The 21,672-nt window shown below is 20.6% G+C and carries 17 protein-coding genes and 1 tRNA gene; 10 read left to right on the forward strand and 8 right to left on the reverse strand.

Translation table 11 applies throughout. The features are described 5' to 3' along the window. The first annotated feature begins 249 nt into the window (after positions 1-249). The 8 genes from pheS (at position 250) to F1741_RS01255 (ending at position 10,769) form a co-directional block, all read left to right on the forward strand. Positions 250-1,296 carry a phenylalanine--tRNA ligase subunit alpha gene (gene pheS, locus F1741_RS01220; RefSeq protein WP_152309796.1) on the forward strand — a complete coding sequence of 349 codons (1,047 nt, stop codon included), beginning with the start codon at positions 250-252 and terminating at the stop codon, positions 1,294-1,296. Between the two features lie 33 nt (positions 1,297-1,329). Beyond that, positions 1,330-3,765 carry a phenylalanine--tRNA ligase subunit beta gene (gene pheT / locus F1741_RS01225; RefSeq protein ID WP_152309797.1) on the forward strand — a complete coding sequence of 812 codons (2,436 nt, stop codon included), beginning with the start codon at positions 1,330-1,332 and terminating at the stop codon, positions 3,763-3,765. Positions 3,766-3,775: 10 nt separating this feature from the next. Then, positions 3,776-4,687 (forward strand): ribosome small subunit-dependent GTPase A, encoded by a 912-nt coding sequence (rsgA, locus tag F1741_RS01230; protein ID WP_152309798.1) that lies wholly within the window; start codon positions 3,776-3,778, stop codon positions 4,685-4,687. A 75-nt stretch (positions 4,688-4,762) separates the two neighbouring features. Continuing rightward, a complete protein-coding gene (gene lepA, locus F1741_RS01235; protein WP_152309799.1) occupies positions 4,763-6,583 on the forward strand; it encodes a translation elongation factor 4 in 1,821 nt (606 codons plus the stop codon). Positions 6,584-6,655: 72 nt separating this feature from the next. Then, complete coding sequence (locus F1741_RS01240; RefSeq protein ID WP_152309800.1) at positions 6,656-7,951, forward strand: ABC transporter ATP-binding protein; 1,296 nt, start codon at positions 6,656-6,658, stop codon at positions 7,949-7,951. A gap of 6 nt (positions 7,952-7,957) precedes the next feature. Then, the gene (locus tag F1741_RS01245; protein WP_152309801.1) at positions 7,958-8,806 is read left to right on the forward strand and encodes an ABC transporter permease; all 849 of its coding nucleotides are present in this window, start codon (positions 7,958-7,960) and stop codon (positions 8,804-8,806) included. Next, a complete protein-coding gene (locus tag F1741_RS01250) occupies positions 8,787-9,581 on the forward strand; it encodes an ABC transporter permease (RefSeq protein WP_152309802.1) in 795 nt (264 codons plus the stop codon). The genes F1741_RS01245 and F1741_RS01250 overlap by 20 nt, the downstream gene beginning before the upstream one ends. A gap of 6 nt (positions 9,582-9,587) precedes the next feature. Next, complete coding sequence (locus tag F1741_RS01255) at positions 9,588-10,769, forward strand: extracellular solute-binding protein (protein ID WP_152309803.1); 1,182 nt, start codon at positions 9,588-9,590, stop codon at positions 10,767-10,769. Between the two features lie 56 nt (positions 10,770-10,825). Here the strand turns inward: F1741_RS01255 and F1741_RS01260 are convergent. Both F1741_RS01260 and F1741_RS01265 read right to left on the reverse strand, forming a co-directional pair. Beyond that, positions 10,826-10,913: transfer RNA gene (locus tag F1741_RS01260), tRNA-Leu, on the reverse strand. Between the two features lie 9 nt (positions 10,914-10,922). Beyond that, positions 10,923-12,596, reverse strand: a complete 1,674-nt coding sequence (locus tag F1741_RS01265; RefSeq protein WP_152309804.1) for a DAK2 domain-containing protein — start codon at positions 12,594-12,596, stop codon at positions 10,923-10,925. 401 nt (positions 12,597-12,997) lie between these two features. Here F1741_RS01265 and rpmB point away from each other — a divergent pair, with 401 nt between their 5' ends. Together rpmB and F1741_RS01275 are read left to right on the forward strand one after the other, a co-directional pair. Next, positions 12,998-13,186, forward strand: coding sequence for a 50S ribosomal protein L28 (rpmB, locus tag F1741_RS01270; RefSeq protein WP_152309805.1), 189 nt, complete (start codon positions 12,998-13,000; stop codon positions 13,184-13,186). Between the two features lie 54 nt (positions 13,187-13,240). Next, positions 13,241-14,002 carry a hypothetical protein gene (locus tag F1741_RS01275; RefSeq protein ID WP_152309806.1) on the forward strand — a complete coding sequence of 254 codons (762 nt, stop codon included), beginning with the start codon at positions 13,241-13,243 and terminating at the stop codon, positions 14,000-14,002. Between the two features lie 137 nt (positions 14,003-14,139). Here the strand turns inward: F1741_RS01275 and F1741_RS01280 are convergent, their stop codons facing one another. From F1741_RS01280 to gyrA, 6 genes are all read right to left on the reverse strand, one after another. After that, positions 14,140-15,216, reverse strand: coding sequence for a DUF2130 domain-containing protein (locus F1741_RS01280; RefSeq protein ID WP_152309807.1), 1,077 nt, complete (start codon positions 15,214-15,216; stop codon positions 14,140-14,142). A 62-nt stretch (positions 15,217-15,278) separates the two neighbouring features. Next, a complete protein-coding gene (gene glnS, locus F1741_RS01285; RefSeq protein ID WP_152309808.1) occupies positions 15,279-16,910 on the reverse strand; it encodes a glutamine--tRNA ligase in 1,632 nt (543 codons plus the stop codon). A gap of 53 nt (positions 16,911-16,963) precedes the next feature. Further along, positions 16,964-17,959, reverse strand: coding sequence for a tRNA (adenosine(37)-N6)-threonylcarbamoyltransferase complex transferase subunit TsaD (gene tsaD, locus F1741_RS01290; RefSeq protein ID WP_152309809.1), 996 nt, complete (start codon positions 17,957-17,959; stop codon positions 16,964-16,966). 21 nt (positions 17,960-17,980) lie between these two features. Beyond that, positions 17,981-18,565, reverse strand: a complete 585-nt coding sequence (tsaB, locus tag F1741_RS01295; protein WP_152309810.1) for a tRNA (adenosine(37)-N6)-threonylcarbamoyltransferase complex dimerization subunit type 1 TsaB — start codon at positions 18,563-18,565, stop codon at positions 17,981-17,983. Positions 18,566-18,638: 73 nt separating this feature from the next. Next, positions 18,639-19,130, reverse strand: coding sequence for a tRNA (adenosine(37)-N6)-threonylcarbamoyltransferase complex ATPase subunit type 1 TsaE (gene tsaE, locus F1741_RS01300; RefSeq protein ID WP_152309811.1), 492 nt, complete (start codon positions 19,128-19,130; stop codon positions 18,639-18,641). Positions 19,131-19,159: 29 nt separating this feature from the next. Next, complete coding sequence (gene gyrA / locus F1741_RS01305; protein ID WP_212380315.1) at positions 19,160-21,628, reverse strand: DNA gyrase subunit A; 2,469 nt, start codon at positions 21,626-21,628, stop codon at positions 19,160-19,162. Positions 21,629-21,672 lie beyond the last annotated feature (44 nt).

Below are 21,672 nucleotides of genomic sequence, written 5' to 3' on the forward strand. Positions count from 1 at the left end.
AAAACAAATTTTCTTAATTATAATTTATTATAATTTCAAAAAAAGTAAAATCATTGTTTTTAAAATTAAAATATTATTTTTTTATACTTCACATCTATTGTTTGTTGTGTTATTATCTTTTTATATACTATTTTTTTGTATTTTAAATATTTAAATTTTAGTTTTAAATTTATTTTCAACTTAATTTTTATTAAAAATATTACAAAAAATAGAAAATAATAAAAAGGATTAATTATATAAATTGTTAAAATGAATGAAGATACAAAGAATTTATTTTTTTTACAAAAAATAAACAAATTAAAACATAAAATCCAAAAAGATTTGCAAAAAGTTCAAAATATAGAAAATATAAAAAAAATAGAAATCGAATATACCGGTAAAAAAGGATATATTGTTGTTTTATTAAAAGAGATGCAAAAAATGTCTCTAGAGAATAAAAAAAAAATTGGTCAAGAAATTAATATTTTTAAAAAAGAAATTGTTTCGTTAATAAAAGATAAAAAAGAATTTTTAGAAAAAGAAAATTTATTATATCTTACAAAAGGAAAAAAAATAGATATTTCCTTACCTGCTTTTCCTTTTCGTATAGGCAGTATTCATCCTTTAAACCGCACTATTAAAGAAATTGAGGATTTTTTTGTAAAATTAGGATATTCTAGTTTTATTGGAGAAGAAATAGAAACAGATTTTTATAATTTTGAAATGTTAAACATAGACAAAAATCATCCTGCTAGGGATATGCATGATTCTTTTTATTTAGATATTTCATTTAAAAAAGACATTCTTTTAAGAACTCATACTTCTTCAGTTCAAATAAAAGCTATGTTGGAAAATAAATCTAAACCTTTTAAAATGATTTCATCAGGAAAGGTTTACAGAAGAGATAAGGATGATGATACTCATAGTCATCAATTTATGCAATTAGAAGGATTTGCTGTTAGTCATGATATTAATTTAATGCATTTACAAAAAATTATTAATCTTTTTATTAAAGATTTTTTTGGTAAAGATCAAAAAATAAGATTTAGACCTTCTTATTTTCCTTTTACTAATCCCAGTTTAGAAGTTGATTTGATAATGACTGATAAAAATAATCAAAATATTTATTTAGAAATAATGGGAGCTGGTCTAGTTCATCCGGAAGTATTAAAAAAAGGTCATTACGATCCTCAAAAATATAATGGATTAGCTTTTGGTATGGGTATTGAACGTATTACAATGCTGAAATATTTTATTAATGATATTAGACATTTCTACAATAATGATATTCGTTTTTTAAGACAATTTTCTGAATAATATAGTAAAATGTTTTATAATTAAAGGTTAAAAATGATAATAAATGAAAAAATTTTAAAAAAATATATACCTTCTTTAAATGTTGATAATATAGAAAATTTTAAATTGTTTATCAATAATCATATTATTGAATCTTCTGTTTATTTTCATTTTTTAAATAAAAATGATAATTTAATTAAAATAGGGAAAATTATAGAATTTCATAAAATTAATTATAGCAATAACGATAAAGATTTTTATCTAGTTAAAATAGATATCAAAACACACAAAATATTTGTTGTAAGTTCTTCTTTAAATATTCAAAAAGATAGAAAAATTATAGTAGCTTTAAATGGAACATATTTATTTTATAATGAAAAGAAAATTTTTGTTGAAAGCAAAAAAATTGGTGATATTGAATCTAGTGGCATTATTTGTTCTGCTTTTCATTTGGGATTAAATCTTAATTATTTAAAAAATGATGAAAAAAAAGATATTTTATTTTTAGAAGATGATGCTGCTATTGGTGAATGTGCTTTAGAATATTTAGGTGTTAAAGGTTTTTTTTTAGATTTGTCTATTACTCCAGATAGAAATGATCTTTTATCTTATATCGGTTTTTCTAAAGATTTAAATTCTGTTTTAAGATCAAAAAAAAATAAAACAAATTTAAGATTGGAATTTAATATTGTAGAAAAGGAAGAAATTAATCCTTTTCAGGTTCAAATTTTGACTTCTAATTGTTTTGAATATAATATTCGTTATTTAACAGATATTCAAATTGATGTTTCTCCGTTATGGCTGCGAAATTATTTATTACAACATAATATTTTACCTATTAATAATGTAATTGATATTATCAATTTAATTATGTTAGAATATGGTATCCCTTTGGATGTTTTTGATGTTTCTTTATTAAATGATAATTGCATTCAAATTAGAAATGCTAAAAAAAAGGAATATTTTTTTTGTAATCAAGATAATAAAAAATATTTGCTTGATTCTAATGATTTAGTTATTACGAATAAAAATGATATTATTTCGTTGTCAGGTATTAAAACAAATCATTTATATGATATATCTGCTAAGACTCAAAAAATGATTTTATGTTCTTTTTATTTTCAATCTGAAAATATTTCAAAAACTAGTCAAAAAATAGGCGTTAAAAATGAAAAAAGTTTGCGTTTGTCTAGAGGTATTGAACAAGATTTAATCAAAAAAGTTTTAGATAAAGCTGTTTTTTTGTTACAAAAAGTTACTAAATGTTCTGTATATAAAAATATTTGTTCTATTCAAAAAAATAAATATATTAATCCGGAAATTATTTTATCTTTAGATTTTATTCGTACTAAAACAGGAGTTAATTTTTCTTTTCAAGAAGTTTATAATTTTTTAAATTATTTTAATTATAAAATAGAAACTATATCTTTTGAAAATTTTAAAGTTCAAGCTCCTTTAAATCGTTATCATGTCAGAATTATTGAAGATGTTATTTCTGATTTAATAAGAATGTATGGTTATAATAGAATGCTATTAGACAATGTTTCTATTTCGAATGTTGCAAAAAAAGGTATTAAAAATTTTAAAAATCAAAATATATATAGATTAAGAAAATTATTATCTAATTTAGGTTTAAATGAAATTATTAGTTATAGTTTAGTTAGTTCTGAAACATTTAATCTATTTCCTAATTATTCTAATCATTTGAAAATTTTAAAACCTCTTTCTTTTGATAAAATTTATTTAAGACAAAATTTAAGTTGTAGTTTATTAGAAATTTTAAGTTTTAATCAAAAAAATAAAAATTTTGATAATGCTTTTTTTGAAATAGGTAATATTTATACTTCAAAAAATGAAAACAAAGATGAAAAACTTCACTTATCTATAATTTTAAGTGGTATTTTTTTAAAAACTTATTGGTTTAAAAAAGATATTAAAAGTTCTTTTTTTCTTTTAAAAGGTATTTTAGAAAGAATCCAATTTTTTTTTGATATTAAACTTGATTTAAAAAAAAATATTTTTTGTGATAATTTTTTACCTATGAATCAAGCAGAAATTTTTTTCCAAGATCAAAAAATTGGATTTATTGGAGAAACTCATCCTTTTTTAAATAAAAAATATCATATTCAAAAAAGTTTTGTTTTAGAAATAAATTTAGAATATATAATAAATAATACAAAGAAGAGTGTAATATTTAAAGAAATAACTAAATTTCCTTCTATTATTCGTGATTTTAGTTTTTTTGTTAATAAGAAATATAGTTTTCAAGAATTATATCAAACTTTAAAAGATAAGATTTCTGGTTTTTTTGTTGAATGCGAACTTTTAGATTTGTTTCAAGATGATTGTGTATCTTCCGAAGAATATTCTTTAACCTTTAGATTAACTTTTAATGATCAAAATAAAAATTTAAATAAAAAACAAGTTAATATTTTTATGGAACAAATAGAATTAGAGATGAAAAAAAAATATAAAATTAAAATGAGATAAGGCGCATAATTTGGAAAAAAAAGATTTTTCTTTAAAAAAAGGTATTGTTATAGAGTTTTTAGTTAAAAAATATTTAATTTTAGATTTAAAAACTAAAGAGCAAATTTATGCTCAATATAAAGGAAGATTGAAAAATAAAGTTAATAAAATAGATATTAAGATAGGGGATATTGTTTTATATGAATATAAATCAGAAAATTTTTTAATTTATAATATTCTCCCAAGAAAGAATTTTTTATCTAGACCTAATATAGCTAATATAGATCAAGTTTTTTTAATTTTTTCTTTAATAAAACCTTGTTTACAATTTAAATTATTAGATAAATTTTTATTAATTTTAGCCAAAAAAAAATTAAAAGTAATATTAATATTTACTAAAATTGACTTATTAAATAAAGAAAAATTATTTTTTTTTAAAAGAAAAATATCTTATTATGAAAAATTTTATTCTATTTATTTCGTTAATAGTCAAAATAAATTAAATTTATCTTTTTTATTTCCTTTTTTTAAAAATAAATTAACTATTTTTACGGGACAAACAGGAGTGGGAAAATCTACTTTAATCAATTCTTTAACTAATTCAAATATAGCTACACAAGTTGTTTCAAATTTGTTCAATAGAGGCAAACATACAACTAAAAATTCAAAATTGTATATTTTTAAAGAAGGATATATAGCAGATACTCCGGGCTTTTCAAAATTATTTTTATTTAATATAGATCTTAAAGAAATTAAAAATTTTTATAATGATTTTTTAATGTTTTCTTATAAATGTTTTTTTGGAGAAAGTTGTTTACATATCAAAGAAAGTTGTTGCGGTGTGAAAGAAGCTTACCAAAAAGGTTTGATTTTAAATTTAAGATATAAAAATTATTTATCTTTTTGTGAAGAAATAAGTAAAAAAAATAAAAAAAATTTTTAATTTATTTTTATTTTTTTAATTCAAAATAATGTTTTTGTATTTGAGACAAAAAATATTAAAAGGTTTGTTATAAATATGAATTGGGATGAAATCAACAAAAGACAAAGTAAAATACGTAATTTCTCTATTATAGCACATATAGATCACGGAAAATCTACTTTAGCTGATAGAATTTTAGAAATAACTAATACAGTTGAAAAAAGAGATATGAAGTCGCAATATTTGGATTCTATGGCTTTAGAAAGAGAAAGAGGTATTACTATAAAATTAAATTCTGTAGAAATTATTTTTAAATCTTCTGATCAAAAAGAATATATTATGCATTTAATCGATACTCCTGGTCATGTGGATTTTAGCTATGAAGTTTCACGTTCTTTAGCTGCTTGTGAAGGAGTAGTTTTATTAATAGATTCTACACAAGGTATTCAAGCGCAGACATTATCTAATGTCAATTTGGCTTTAGAAAATAATTTAACTATTATTCCTGTTTTAAATAAAATAGATCTTCCTAATGCTAATATAGAAAAAGCTAAACAAGAAATTCAAGATATTTTAGGAATAGATAAAAATTCCGTTATTCTTGCTAGTGGTAAAACAGGTTTTGGTGTTGAAAAAATTTTAGAAGATATTGTTAAAAAAATTAGTCCTCCAAAAGGTGATTCAAAAAATCCTTTACAAGCTTTAATTTTTGATTCTGTTTTTGATTCTTATAAAGGTGTAATACCTTACATAAGGATTTTTAATGGTATTATTAAAAAAGGTGATAAAATTCGTTTTATAGCTAGTAGAGCTGTTTATGAAGTTATAGAAGTAGGTATTTTTAATCCTCAACCTATTAAAAAAGATTTTTTATCTGCTGGTGATGTCGGTTATTTAAGTGCTTTTATTAAAGAAATAGATGATGTTCAAGTAGGAGATACTATTACTTTAAATCGTAATCAAGATGTTTTGCCTTTACCAGGATATCGAAAAGTTAATCCTGTTGTTTTTTGTGGTTTATATCCTGTTGATTCTGGGAAATATATTAATTTAAAAAAGGCTTTACAAAAATTAAAATTAAACGATTCTTCTTTAATTTTTGAAAATGAAAATTCAAATTTTTTAGGATTAGGATTTAGGATTGGTTGTTTAGGGTTATTACATATGGAAATTACTAAAGAGAGAATAACTAGAGAGTTTAGCATCGAAGTTATTATAACTGCTCCTTCTGTTATTTTTCATGTTTTTGTGAATAAAAAAAAAATAATTATAGATAATTTATCGAAATGGCCTAAAAATCAATCTATTGATAAAATAGAAGAACCATATATTCAAGCTTTTATTAAATGTCCTGAAGTATATGTAGGAAATATAATGGAAATTTCTCAAAATAAAAGAGGTTCTTTACAAGATATTCAATATTTAGATGATAAAAGAGTTATGCTAAAATACTTATTACCTTTTTCAGAAATTATTTACAATTTTTTTGATAAATTAAAATCATCTACTAAAGGATATGCTTCTTTTGATTATCAAATGGACAATTATTATCCTAGTAAATTAAAAAAAATAGATATATTATTAAATTCAGAAATAGTTGATGCTCTATCTTTTATTGTGCATGAGGATTTTGCTTATAATAGAGCTAAAATTGTTTGTCAAAAGTTAAAAGAGTTAATACCTCAACAAATGTTTGAAATTATAATACAAGCTTCAATTGGTAAAAAAATAATTACAAGGGAAACGATAAAATCTTTGAGAAAAAATGTTATAGATAAATGTTATGGTGGAGATGTTAGTAGAAAGAAAAAACTTTTAGCTAAACAAAAAAAAGGTAAGAAAAAAATGAAAAATTTAGGAAAAGTAACATTACCTCAAAAAGCATTTTTAGCTATTTTATCTTCTTATGATAAATAAAATAAATAATCTTGTTTTCTCTATCGAGATTTTATGAAAAATTATTAATAAATAAAAATTGAGAGGAATAAAATGACAAATTTAATAGAACTTGTAAATATTAATAAAGTTATTAATGGCCAAATAATTTTAAAAAACATTAATTTAAAGATTAAAGAAAACGAATTTGTAACTTTATTAGGACCTTCAGGTTGTGGTAAGACTACTATTTTAAAAATTATTGGTGGTTTTTATGATTTTAATAGTGGAGATGTTTTATTTAATAATAAAAGTATTATAAATTTATCCCCAGATAAAAGGTTTGTTAACACTGTTTTTCAAAAATATGCTTTATTTCCTCATTTGAATGTTTTTGAGAATATTGCTTTTGGTTTAAGAATAAAAGATTTGAATTATAATGTTAAAAAAAAAATGCAAGAATTAAAAATTGAACAAAAAGAAAAAATTAAAAAAAATAAAATTATTTTTTTAGAAAAAATTAAAAGTTTTTTTCCTTCATTTAAGAATAGTTTTCTTTTTTGGTTAAAAAATTTCAATAATTCTAATTTAAAATTTTTAAAAAATGAATTTAAAAAAGAAAACCAAAAAATTTTATTTTATTATGAAGAAAAAATAAGAGAATTGAGTAAATTTTTATTATTACGAGAAAAAAAAGAAGATTTTATTAGAGAAAAAGTTTTACATTATTTGAAATTAGTAGGATTAAAAGGTTTTGAAAATAGAGAAATTTTTCAATTGTCTGGAGGTCAACAACAAAGAGTAGCTATTGCAAGAGCTTTAATAAATGAGCCTAAAGTTTTGTTATTAGACGAACCACTAGCGGCTTTAGATTTGAAATTGAGACAAGAAATGCAATATGAATTAAAAGAGATACAGAGAAATTCTGGTATTACTTTTATTTTTGTTACTCATAATCAAGAAGAAGCATTAACGATGAGTGATAAAATAGTAGTTATTAATCAAGGTGAAATACAACAAATAGGAACTCCAGAAGATATTTATAACGAACCAGCTAATAAATTTATAGCTCAATTTATAGGAGAATCCAATTTAATTTCGGGTATTTTTCTAAAAGATTATTTAGTTTTTTTTGATGATAAGGAGTTTAATTGTATAGATTATGGTTTTTGCAAAAATCAAAAGGTTGACATTGTTATTAGACCAGAAGATATTGATATTGTTAGCATTGAAAAAGGATTATTAAAAGGAATTATAAATTCTATTTTATTTAAGGGTGTTTATTGGGAAGTGATTGTAAAAACTGATTATCGTGATTATATTATTCATACTACGGATTTTATTAAAATTAATACCGAAGTAGGTATTTTTTTTAAACCGGAAGATTTGCATGTAATGGAAATATGGTAATTTGAAATGATATTATTTAGAAAGGAAAAAAATAATAAATTTAATAATTTTTTATTTTTGCCTTATTTTATTATTTTTCTATTTTTGGTTTTAATACCGATTATAATAATTTTTTTTGATTCAATTCAAAAGTATAATAATAAGAATCTTTTTAAAGTTATTTTAACTTTTGAATATTACAAAAATTTTTATACTAATACTACTTTTATATATGTTTTGTTAAGGTCTATGTCTGTTTCTATTATAGCGACTTTTTTTATTATTATTTTTGCTTATCCTTTAGCTTATATCATTTCCAGAATGAATATTCTTGCTCAATCTATTTTGATTTTGTTAATAAACGGTACTATTTGGATTAATATGATTTTGAAAACTCAAGCTTTAGTTCAAATTTTTTCTTTAATAGAAAAAAAATTTCATATTGTTATTTTGGAAAGTAATACAGCTATGTTTATTGGTTTTATATATTTATTTTTTCCTTATATGTTTTTATCTATTTATATTAGTATTTCAAAAATAGATTCTAATTTAATTGACGCAGCTAAAGATTTAGGAGCTAATGAGAAGCAAATTTTTAAGAATATTATTTTTCCACTTGCTTTGCCTGGTTTAATTACAGGAACAGCATTAGTTATTTTACAAATTGTAACTAATATTGTTGTTCCTAAATATTTAGGTCCTACAACTGTTATTGTTATTAGTGAATTAATTGAAAATAAAGTTTTTTTAAACGGTGATATTAAAAGTGCTTGTGCTATTGCTATAAATCTTTCTTTTTTAATGTTTTGTATTTTGTTATTTTTCAGAAAAGAACAATATAATATTGGTGAAATTAATGAAAAAAAAAATAAATAAAGAAATTTATAGTTATATTTATTTGTTTTTTATTTTAATATTTATTTATTTGCCGATTATATCTTTGATTGTTTTTTCTTTTAACGATAATAATGGAAGAATTTCTTCATTAGTTCATTTTAATAAATTTAGCTTAAAATGGTATATTAGAATTTTTAAGGATAAATCAATTATCTCTGCTATTAGTGTTACTTTTCGTATAGCTATTATATCTACTTTAATTTCTACTATTATAGGGACTTTAGCCGCTATATCTTTAATGAATTATAAAAAAAAATGGCGTCAATTCATTTTAAATGCTAATCAATTTTCTATGATTATACCTGAAATAATTAATGCTTTATCTTTATTTGTTTTATTTAGTTTTTTAAGATTAGAAAATAATTTTATCAGAATGTTGTTAGCACATATTTCTTTTAGTGTACCTTATGTTTTATTTTCTGTTTATAATAAATGTTGTAATTTAGATACAGATTTTTTAGAAGCTTCTTATGACTTAGGAGCTACACCTTTACAAACTTTAACCAAAGTTATTTTACCACAATTAAAAGGAGCTATGCTTACGAGTGCAGGAATTGTTTTTTCTTTATCTTTTGATGATTTTATAATTTCTTATTTTGTTGGAGGTTCTGATTATCAAAATATTTCTGCTTATATTTATAGTTTAAAAGGTACTATTAATCCTACTATTAATGCACTTTCATCTATTTTAATTTTTTTTGTTTTAATCAAAATTATTTTCGAATATAAAAAAATTAAGAAAAGTTTATATTAAAAGATTATGAAAAGAAAAATGTTATTTTTTACTTTTTTTTCATTAATAATATTTTATTTTATTTATTCTCAATATAATAAAATATTTTTGAATAATAAGGAAGTTATTTTATTTTTTAACTGGGGAGAGTATATTGATCCTATTATTATTGATGAATATAATAAACAATCTTCTCGTTTTGTTATTAAACAAAGTTTTTTTTCTTCTAATGAGTTAGCTATTAATAAAATTAAAGCAGGCAATAAATATGATATAGCAATTTTGAGTGAATATGCAATAGAGCAATTAAAAAATGATTATTTAGAAATAATTGAAAATTATAAAATAAAAGAAGATATCCAAAAAACGAAAAAATTTGAAGATTTAATACATAAATACTGTTCAACTACTTTTCAAAAACAAACTTTTTCTATTCCTTATTTTTGGGGTAAAATAGGTTTGTTGTATAATAATAAGAAAATTGATAAATCTGAAATTGTTAATTGGAGAAATTTATTTCAAAATCCTAATTATAAAATAGCTTTATATAATAATTCTTTTGAAGGTGTTTTTATAGGTATTAAGGCTGTTAATGGAGATATTAGCGGTACTAATGAAGATGATATACAAAAAGCTAAACAGTGGTTATTGGAATTAAAACAGAAAAACAGTAATTTGTCTTTTTTAACAGATCAACTTTTAGATTATATGAGAATTAAAAATGAGGAACGTTATGATATTACTGTTGCTTATTCAGGAGATGCTAGATTTTTAATGAAACAAAATGATAATTTGAAATATTATGATTTTTCAGAAGAAGAAGAATCCAATTTAAAAGGTAGTAATATTTGGGTAGATAGTTTTGTTTTGCCTAAAGGCAGTAATAAAGAAGGAGCTTATGATTTTATTAATTTTTTATTAAAAAAAGATAATATTCAAAAAAATATTTTTTTTACTTGTTATGATTCTCCTTATATGGATATATGGTCAAAAGAAATATCTTATTTGAATTTAGATATAAATAAAAATGATTTATTTTATAAATATAATGAAACATCAAAGAAAAAAATTCATGATGTTTGGAATTACATATATTCTTATCCTAGACCACAAGACAATTATTTATTTATTTTTAGTCTTTTTATTTTGTTATTTTTTCTTTTTTTAAAAATTAATTCTTACAAAAAAAAAAATATTTATTTAATATAAATAAATATTTTTTTATTTTAATCAAATATTTTAGATTAATTTTTTTTAATTTAATTTGGTGTGGATAATGAGATTCGAACTCATAAGAGAAATAATTCTCACATGCACCTCAAGCATGCGCGTATACCATTCCGCCATATCCACTAAATTTATTCATTCTACAACAAATATATATATAAAATTTTCATTATTATATTCTATTTTTTCTATTTCTAAATTTTCATATTCATTTTCTAAAAAAACTTCTATTTTTTTTAAAATATTTTGAATAAAAGTATTTTTATTATAAAAAATAGTTAAAAAATTATTTTTTGAGTTTATTATTTTTTTTAATAATTTTTGTGACAGAATTAATAAATCTTTTTCATAAATTTTTTTGTTTTTTACCATAGCTATAAAATCAAATTTTTCTTTTGTTGATGAATTTGATTGCTTCATTAAGAAAAAATTTGGACTTATAATTTCGTATATTTGTTTTTTTTCAATATTTTTTTCAATGTTTTTTAAATTTAAATCAAAAGACAAATTTTTGTTATAAATTAAAAGAGAACTATAAATTTGTCCTATATTATTAGTTTTAAAAACTCTAATATTTAAATTAGGAAAAATTTTATATATTTTTAGACTTTCTTTTATAGTTTGATCATTATGAGGAAAAATAATTATGTTATTTAGTTTGTTTTGGTTAATAATTTGTTGAATTTTTTCTATAGAATATTTTTTTGGTTCAATAATAAAATCTACTTTTAAATCTTGAAAAATTTTTTTTATTTTTGGTTCTGAAGATATTGTTATAATGAAAGAATTTTGTTTTGTTTGTGTATTATAAAAAAAATCTTTTTGTTCTTTCATATTATCTATTTTGCTTTTTAGCAAATTACCATATTTTATTAGATTATCTAATATAACTCCAGGATTATTAGTATGAATATGTATTTTTAAAATATCATTATCTTTTATTAAAATTAGAGAATCTCCAATATTATCTTTTTCTAATTCTTTCTTTTTTTTTGTTATATCTAAATTATTATCATTATTTAACTTGAAAATAAATTCAGTACAATAACAATACTTTATTGTATTATTATCTAATGTTATGTTATGATTTTTATTTTGAAAATTAGAATAATTTAAATAATTTAATTGATTTGATTCTTCTTCTTTTTTTATTTTATTATTATGAGTTAATAGTATATTGTCAACATAAAGAAGCATCCCTTCTAAAAAAGATACAAAACCAGCTCCGCCACTATCTACAACATTAGATTTTTCTAAAATAGGTAATAGTTTAGGAGTTTTTTCCAATGATATTTGAGCATATTGAAATAATTTTTGTAAAGTTCCTTTTATTGTTTTTAATTTTTTTTTTATTTTTAATGTTTTTTCTATAGATTCTCTTATTACAGTTAAAATAGTTCCTTCTACCGGTTTGAGAACTGAATTATAAGCTTTTTTATATCCGTTTGCTAAAGAATCTATAAATTCAGAAATGTTTATATTTTTTTTTTGTAATTTATAAATTTGGTCATGAAATCCTGAAAAAAATTGTGATAAAATAACGCCTGAATTACCTTTAGAACCAAATAATAAAGCATCTGATAAAATTTTAGTTACTATGATAATAGAAGAGTTTTTTATTTTTTTAATTTTTTCTACACCTTCCATCATCGTCATTTGCATATTGGTTCCTGTATCTCCGTCAGGAATAGGAAAAACATTTAAGTTATTTATTTCTTGATGTTTGTTTTTTAAATTTATAGTTCCGTTTATAAACATTTTTTTAAATAAAATTCCATCTATAGTTTTTTTATTTCTTGTTTCGAACATTTGACAAATTCCTTATTTATTAATTTGTTTAAATTATTTTTTATTATTAATTTTTTTTAAAAGAATATATATTACTCAATATATATGAAATTTTAAATTTTGCTATTGTATAATATAGGATGCTATTGAATATTTTATTGAATGATTTTTAATGTATAGCTAATTTATATCATAAAAAAATTAAAAAAATAATAGTTAAATTTATGTATTATAAATATAAATTTGAAATTTTTTTTAAAAAGATTTTAAAATTATTAATTAAATTTTATTTAGAATTTTTAATTAGTGTATAATAAAGAATATGCTATATATACTATATAACATAAAAATAACTAAATATAACAATAAAAATCTAACAATAGAAAGAAGAAAGACGAATAAAAAAGGAGTTATTTAAGGAAATGAGTAAATGTTATATTACCGGAAAAACTACTTTATTCGGTAACAAAAGAAGTCATGCGATGAATGCTACTAGAAGAAAATGGAAGTCCAATTTACATAAAATTCGCATTTTAGATTCAAAAGGTAAAATACGAAAAATTTATATTTCTTCTCGTGCATTAAAAAAAAATGAACTAAAAAGAGTTTAAAATTCATATTAAATCAAAAAGTTATTCAAATAAAAAAAGAGGAATTTTATATAGATGATAAGAAAAAATAAATTTAAAAATAACAAGACGAAATATAATCAAAAAATTTATCTAAAAGTATTATTTTTATTTTGGTTAATTTTATTAATACATATATTTAGATATTATTTGATAATAAAAGGAAAACCGGATTTTTTAGCTTTTAAATTAACAGAAGATAAAAGTTTCAATTTTATTCAACTATTTTCTCGTTTTTCAAAACAAAGTGTAATTTTAGTTTTTATTATAACTACTTTGAAATTATTCAATAAATTTACAAATAAAAAATGGTTTTTTTACTTATCATTTATAGCATTAGTAGATATATCTTTAAGTAGTATAGTATATAATGTTTTTATTGATAAATTCGATTCTTTGAAAAAATTTTATCTAGATTATCAATATTTAACTATTAATTTTGTAGAACATATTTATGTTCCGGTGTATTATTTAATATTTTTTTTATTTTCTAATATAAAAAATATACCTTTGAAAAAACATTATGTTTCATTAATACATCCCTTTTTTTATTTTTTAATTTTTGTTATAATCGGGATATATGATAAAAATTTTACTCAATATCCTTATAGTTTCATAAACCCTAATATAGGTAAATGTTTATTAAGATTTATATATAACAAAGATCCTAAAGGTTGGTTTGGAGTATTTATAAACTTTTTACTTATTTCATTAATAATATACTTAATTTCTTTTATATTAATTAAAATCAAGATGAAAATTATTAGAAAAAATATAAAAACAAAAAAATATATTTAAAATTTATATTTAGAAATTAATTATTTAATCCAGGTTTATTATTTGAATAAATTATAAAATAAAAATTATATTAATTATATTAGATTATATAAAATAAGCATTTGTTATTGTTTTTATATAGTCTATTTTTTTATTAGTTAGTTTCTTGTTTTATTTATTTTTTTAATGATTTTTTCTATTTGAAAATTTTCGATTTTTTTTATGAGAAGTTGTAAATGATATTCTAAAATTATTTTAGCTTTTTTTTCTATTTTATTATATATAGTAAGAATATTTTCTGATATATTTTTTATACTTTTGTTTTCTTTTATAATATCTTTTAAATTATTTTCTATTTTAATTAAGTAATTATTTAAAAATTTATCTTTCATATTTTCAAAAGATTTTATAATCTCTTCTTCTTTTTTAAATTTTTGTTTTTCTTTTTTTAAATGATAAATTAATTCTTTATTTTTTCGAGCTAAAGAAATTATAATATTCAGAAAAGTTACTAAATAAGGAGGTCTAACGATATACATTTTGTCATATTGCGAAACTTTTTTAATAGGCAAATCATTTTCTTGATCATATTCTAATTCACTAACTAATAAGGCAAATTCTAGTTGTTTATTTTCTCGATCCATATTTAATTTATGAAAATATTGATCATTTTTTTGTTTTTTTTTAAAAGGATCTATATTTTTAACTTCTGTTTTCATTTCTAAAATAGCAGATGTTAAAATTTCATTTTCAATTTTATTGTTATTTCTATAAACTTTAAATATAAAATCCGCTTTGCTTCCTTTTATAATTTTATTATCTTTTTGCCAGGAAATATCATTTAAAATTAGCATTTGATTTTGAATTTCGTTATCACACCATTTTTCTAAATTTTCACCAATTATTTTATTGTTAAAACTACTTCTTTTTAATTTTAATTTTAAAATTTCTTGATTTTTTTCATTTTCTAATTTTATTCTTTTTTTTTCATTTTCATATATTAATTTTTGTATTTCTATTTCTTTTTCATTTTTTAATTTTATTATTTCATTTTCTTTTTCTTGTATCAATTTTTTTTTTATTTTATTTTTTTCTTGCTCATAAATTTCTTTTCTAATAATATCCATATTAAGATATATATTTTCTTTAAGATTAATAATATCTCCTTTTTTTGCATCTTCTTGTAGTTCTAATTCGTGTAAATTTTTTATAATTACTTTTATTTTTTTTGTCATTTTTTTTACCATAATTAAAATTTTATTTACTTTTATTCATTATTATAAAAAATATATAAAATTTATTTGTAAGATTTTTTCAACGGAACGATTTCATTAAAATTTAATTTTTTTTGTTCTTTTTGATCCACATTGAAATATCCATGTCTTATAAAATGAATTTTTTCTAGATCAAAAACTTTTTCTAAACTATTTTCTACAAAAGATTGTTTTGTAATTAGTGAATTAAGATTAAGATTATTAATATCCAAATTATTATTATCTTTAAATAAAGGTTGAAAAAAATTAAATGTTGCTGTTTTAGCAGTTTTTTGTTCGACAAAATGAATAGTACCATTTGGTTTTCTTTCTTTGAAACCTGTTCCGCTTTTCGTATTTTTATCATATGTAACTAAAATTTCTGTTATATTGTTATAGTTATCTTTAATAATTTTATAAGCTTTTATGAAATAAGCATTTAATAATCTTACTTCACCATTTAAAAATAATCTTTTATATTTTTTATCTGGTTTATCAACAGAAAAATCTTCTTTTTCTATATAAATGTATTTGGAAAAAAAGACTTTTCTTTGCCCTAAACTATTATTATTAGGATGAAATGGAATTTGAAAAAATTCTATTTTATTTTCAGGATAATTAGTTATAGTCACTTTTAAAGGATTAATTATAGCCATAGCTTTTTTAGATTTATATTCTAAATCTTTTCTTAAAAAATGTTCCATCATTTCTATTTTTATATCGGTGTTGTTTTTAGCTACACCAGCTTCTAATATAAAATTTTTGATAGATTCTGGTGTATATCCTCTTCTTCTTAAACCTGATAAAGTGGGCATTCTAGGATCATCCCAACTTTTTACAAAATTATTTTCTACTAAAAAATTTAAATTTCTTTTGCTTAAAGAAGTGTTAGTAATATTTAAACGACCAAATTCAATTTGAGTAGGAGGTTTTTTGATTTCTGTTTCTTTTAATATCCAATTATATAAAGGTTTATGATCTTCGAATTCTAAAGAACATAAAGAATGACTAATTTTTTCTATAGCATCCTCTAAAGGATGTGCGTAATCGTAAGAAGGAAAAATAAACCAATGTTTTTTTTTCAAAGTATAAGTGTCTAAAATTCTATATAAAACTGGATCTCTTAAGTTGATATTTGCATGTGACATATCAATTTTAGCTCTTAGAACTTTTTCTCCTTTTTTAAAAAAACCTTTTTTCATTTTTTTAAATAGATCTAAATTGTCTTGAATACTACGATTTCTAAATGGAGAATTTATACCTTTTTTATTTATATCTCCTCTATATTTTTTAATTTGTTCAGCGCTTAGATCATCTACATATGCTTTATTTTTTAGAATTAAAATTAGAGCTTTTTTATACATTTTTTCAAAATAGTCTGAGGCAAATGTTATTTTATCGGGATTATATCCTAACCATTTTATATTTTCTAAGATAGAGTCAACAAAAATCATTTTTTCTTTTTGAGGGTTGGTATCATCATATCTTAAATAAGTTTTGCCTTTGAAAAAAGATGATAATTCAAAATTAATAATTATAGCTCTAGCATGACCTAGGTGCAAAAATCCATTAGGTTCAGGAGGAAATCTTGTAATTATTTTGTTATATTTTTTTTGCTTAAGATCTTTTGCTATTATATTTTTGATAAAATTAGAATTTTGTTCTTTTTTTTTCATTTTTATTTTATTTTCCATATATGAAATATTTTTGTTATAAGTTATTTTATAAATTATTTAAGATTCATATTAGCATTACCATTTAAATTGTATTTTTTTTGAGCTTTTTTATAAAATTTATTCTGATAATAAGCAGCAATTCCAATCATAGCTGCTTGATCAGTACAATATTCTTTTTTAGGTATAATTAATTCTATTGAAGGAAATTGTTTTTGAAATTTTTTTTTTAAAAATTTGTTTGCTGCTACTCCTCCTACAATTACTAATTGTAAAACAGGGAATTTTTGGATTGCTCTTTTGGTTTTTTCTAACAAAACATCTACAACACTAGCTTGAAATGAACAGCATATATCATTCAAACAATCGTCTAAATTGTTTTTTTTATTAATAAAATCAATAATTTTACTTTTTAAGCCAGAAAAACTAAAATTTAAATTTTTATTTTTAAGATAGGGTCTAACAAAATTAAAAACATCATGCCCTTTTTTAGCTTTTTTCTCTATGATAGGTCCTCCAGGATATCCTAAATTAAGACTTTTTGAAATTTTATCATAAACTTCTCCTATAGCATCATCTAAAGTATAGCCAATATGTTTAATTTTAAAATGATCTTGAATATAAAATAATTCAGTATGACCACCTGAAATTAATAGCACTAAGTTAGGAAATTTTAGTTCATTTTCGATTTGAGCAGAATAAATATGCCCTATTAAATGATTAATACCAATTATAGGTTTATCGTTAATATATGCGAATACATTTGCTCCATTTATTCCTACTAGTAGAGAACTAATCAAACCTGGACCTTCTGTAACTGCTACTAAATCTATTTCTTCTTTATTTATATTAGCTTTTTTTATTGCTTTTTTTAAAATAATAGTAAAAAATTCTAAGTGTTTTCGTGCTGCTATTTCTGGTACAACACCTCCAAAATTTTTATGATAATCAATTTGTGAAAAAACAACATTAGATAAAACTTCTTTGCCGTTTTTTGTTACAGCTATGCTAGTTTCATCACAACTTGTTTCTATAGATAAAATAATAGTCATTTCATTAAACTCTTTAACCTTTTAATATTTTTTATCATAATAACTTGGTATTAATTTATGAGGATTTTTAATTTGTTTAGTGTATAAGAAAACAGTAGATAAAGATATTTTGATATTATTAGAATTTAATAATAGATGATTTTCAAATTTATTTAAAAATGAATTTTCATAAATGTTTTCTTTTAAAACTATTTTGTTTTCGTTAAAACTAATACCATAATGAAAATTTTCATAAGCATAAATTTTAGGTGTTATCTTATTTTTTTTTATATATCCACTAGATAAAAGAATTAAACTACTTATTTTGTATAAAGGAATATTTATTTCTGAAGAAATAATTTTTGCGGTTAAAATAGCTATTCTTGTACCAATAAAAGATCCAGGTCCTTTTCCTACTATGATACCATTTAAATCTTTTAATTTGAAATTATTATTTTTTAGTATTTGATCAATTAAAGGAACAGTGTTTTCTACAAATTTTTTATAATTAGGAAAATTTATTGTATCTAAAATTTTTTTTTTTTGAGTTAAAATTATTAATTGTGTTTTTAAAGATACATCTAAAATTAGGTAATTTTCTTTATTTTGGTTTTTTGAATAATTCATATTAAACTATTTTTTCTTTCAAAATTTAAAAATTTAAATTTTATTTGATAATTTTAGAATAATTCTATTTGTATCATAATTTCGATATTGTATTATTTTGTTCTATTAAAATTTGTCTTTTGTTTAAGCTTAAAATGTTTATTTTAATTTTAATATCCCAATGTGGAAAAAAAGATAAAATGTTTTTTGTAGATTCAATAATTAAAATTTCTCCTAATTCTACAATTTCATTTATCTCTTCTATGATTGATATAATAGAATTTTTTTTTGAATTTAGCATTTTATATAAATCTAGATGATGTATTTTATTATTTTTCCCTTTATAAGATTTTAATAATAAAAAAGTGGGACTATTTATGTTTTGTTTTATTCCTAATTGTTTTGCAATTCCTTTTATAAGAGTAGTTTTTCCTGAACCAATACAACCTTCTAATAGAATAATATTTTTTTTTATATTTTTTTTTGATTTGTTAATTAATAAAGCTAATTGAGAACCTATTTTTTTTGTAAAAAGTGTTGAATTTGATATCTTATTTAATATAATTTTTTTTTCATAATTTTGCATAAATATATATTTGATTATTTTGATAAATTTTATAAATTTAAAATTTTTTCCTTAACAACAACTACATTTACTAATTTTTGTTTATTATCTAATTTAAATAATCTATTTCCTTGAGCTATTTTAGATTTAGTAGTAGAAATTTTGTTGATTTCCATTCTTATAACTTTTCCTTTATCAGAAATTAATATTAATTCTTCTTGCGCAAAAACAGTTTTTAAAGAAACTAATTTTCCGTTCTTTTCAGTTATTTTTAAAGTTTTAGTTCCTTTTCCTCCTCTTTTTTGTTTTCTATATTCGTTAATTTTTGTTTTTTTACCATAACCAAATTCTGTTAAAACTAAAATTTCTTGTTCTGGAGAAGAAACTATAGCTGAACCAACAATGTTATCTTCTGGAGCAATTCTCATACCTATAACTCCTGCACCCATACGAGATGTTTGACGAATTGAGTTTTCGTTGAATCTAATCGCTTTACCATTTGAAGCAGCAAGAATTATATCTTGATTTCCTGAAGATTTTAAAACATATAGCACTTCATCATCTTTTTTTAATACAAAAGCTATTTTTCCATTAATTCTTATATTTTCATAATTTTGAATAGAATTTCTTTTAATTAATCCTTTTTTAGTAACTAATATTAAGTAATCTTCAATTTTTTTAAAATTTTGTACACTGGTAATTGAAGTTAAAAATTCTCCTTTTTCTAAAGGTATTAAATTTATTAAAGGAATTCCTTTAGATTGGCGTGAAAAAACTGGTATTTGATAACCTTTTAGTTGATAAACTTTACCTTTATTAGTGAATAATAATTGGTAATCATGTGTAGATGTGATAATAAAATGTTCTACAAAATCATCTTCATTAATAGAAATACCACTTACACCTTTACCACCTTTATTTTGTTTTTTGTATGTATCTAGATTTAGTCTTTTAGCATAACCTTTATTTGTTATAGTTATTAGTATATGTTCTTTTTCTATAAGATCTTCATTAGATATATCTAAAATTTCTTTTTTTGTATTTATTATCGTTTTTCTTTTATCTTGGAATTTATTTTTAATTTCTATCAATTCTTTTTTTAAAATATTTTCTTTTTTTTCTTGTGAATTTATGATACTTTCGTATTCATTAATTTGTTGAATTAATTTTTTTTCTTCTTCTTTAATTTTTTCTATTTCTAGATTTGTAATTTTTTGTAAACTCATTTCTAGTATTGCTTTACTTTGTATTTCATCAAAATTGTATTTTTCCATTAACTTTTCTTTAGCATCAGGAATATTTTTTGCTTTTTTGATTAATTCTATAGAATTATCTATATCATTTAGAACTATAACAGAAGCTTCAATTATATGTTTTTTACTTAAAGCTTTTTTAAGTTCGAATTTTTTTTGTTTATTGATAACTTCTATTCTGAATAAGAAAAATTCTTCTAGAATTTGTTTTAAATTTACTATTTGTGGAATTCCTTTAACTAGTGCAATCATATTGAAATTAAAAGAAATATGAATTTGGGAATGTTTATATAAATTATTTAAAAAAACTTGAGTGTTTATATCTCTTCTTAAATCTATGACAATTCTTATTCCTTTTTTATTTGAAGATTCGTCTCTTAAATCAGTAATACCATCAATAATTTTTTCTTTAGCTAAAAAAGCAATACGTTCTATTAAACTTGTTTTTTTTATTTGATAAGGTATTTCAGTAATAATAATAGAATTTTTCTTTTTATCAGATTGAATAATATCTGTTTTTGCTCTTATAAAAATTTTTCCTCTTCCTGTTTCGTAAGCTTCTTTTAAATTATCACAACCTAAAATTTCTCCTCCTGTAGGAAAATCAGGCCCTTTAATATATTTCATTAAATCAGTTATTTCAATTTTTTTGTCTTCGATATACATTAATAATGCATCGATTACTTCTCCTAAATTATGAGGAGGTATATTAGTTGCCATACCAACTGCAATACCAGAACAACCATTAATTAGTAAATTAGGAAAACTTGTAGGTAGCACAATAGGTTCTTTTTCACTATTATCATAGTTATTAACAAAATCTATTGTATCTTGATCTATTTCTTTGATCATTTCCATAGCTATTTTCGACATTTTTACTTCTGTATAACGCATAGCAGCAGCAGAATCACCATCTATAGAACCGAAATTACCATGACCATCAATTAAAGGATAACGATAATTAAAATTTTGTGCCATTCTAACCATAGCTTCATAAATACTGCTATCTCCATGAGGGTGAAATTTACCCATAACATCTCCTACAACCCTTGCTGATTTTTTATAGCTAGAATTACTATAAATCCCTAATTCTTTCATACCATACAAAATTCTTCTTTGAACAGGTTTTAATCCATCTTTTATTTCTGGTAAAGCTCTAGATACAATTACACTCATTGCATAACTTAAAAAAGATTTTTTCATTTCTTCATTAATATCTACTTGTTGTGTATTATTTTTATTTTGATTTGATAATTCCGAATTCATATTTTCTAAATTCATTTCTTTTAATTTTTTTTTTGTTTTATTTG

It is taken from the genome of 'Cynodon dactylon' phytoplasma (assembly GCF_009268075.1).
In the GTDB taxonomy this organism is placed as follows: domain Bacteria; phylum Bacillota_I; class Bacilli_A; order Acholeplasmatales; family Acholeplasmataceae; genus Phytoplasma; species Phytoplasma cynodontis.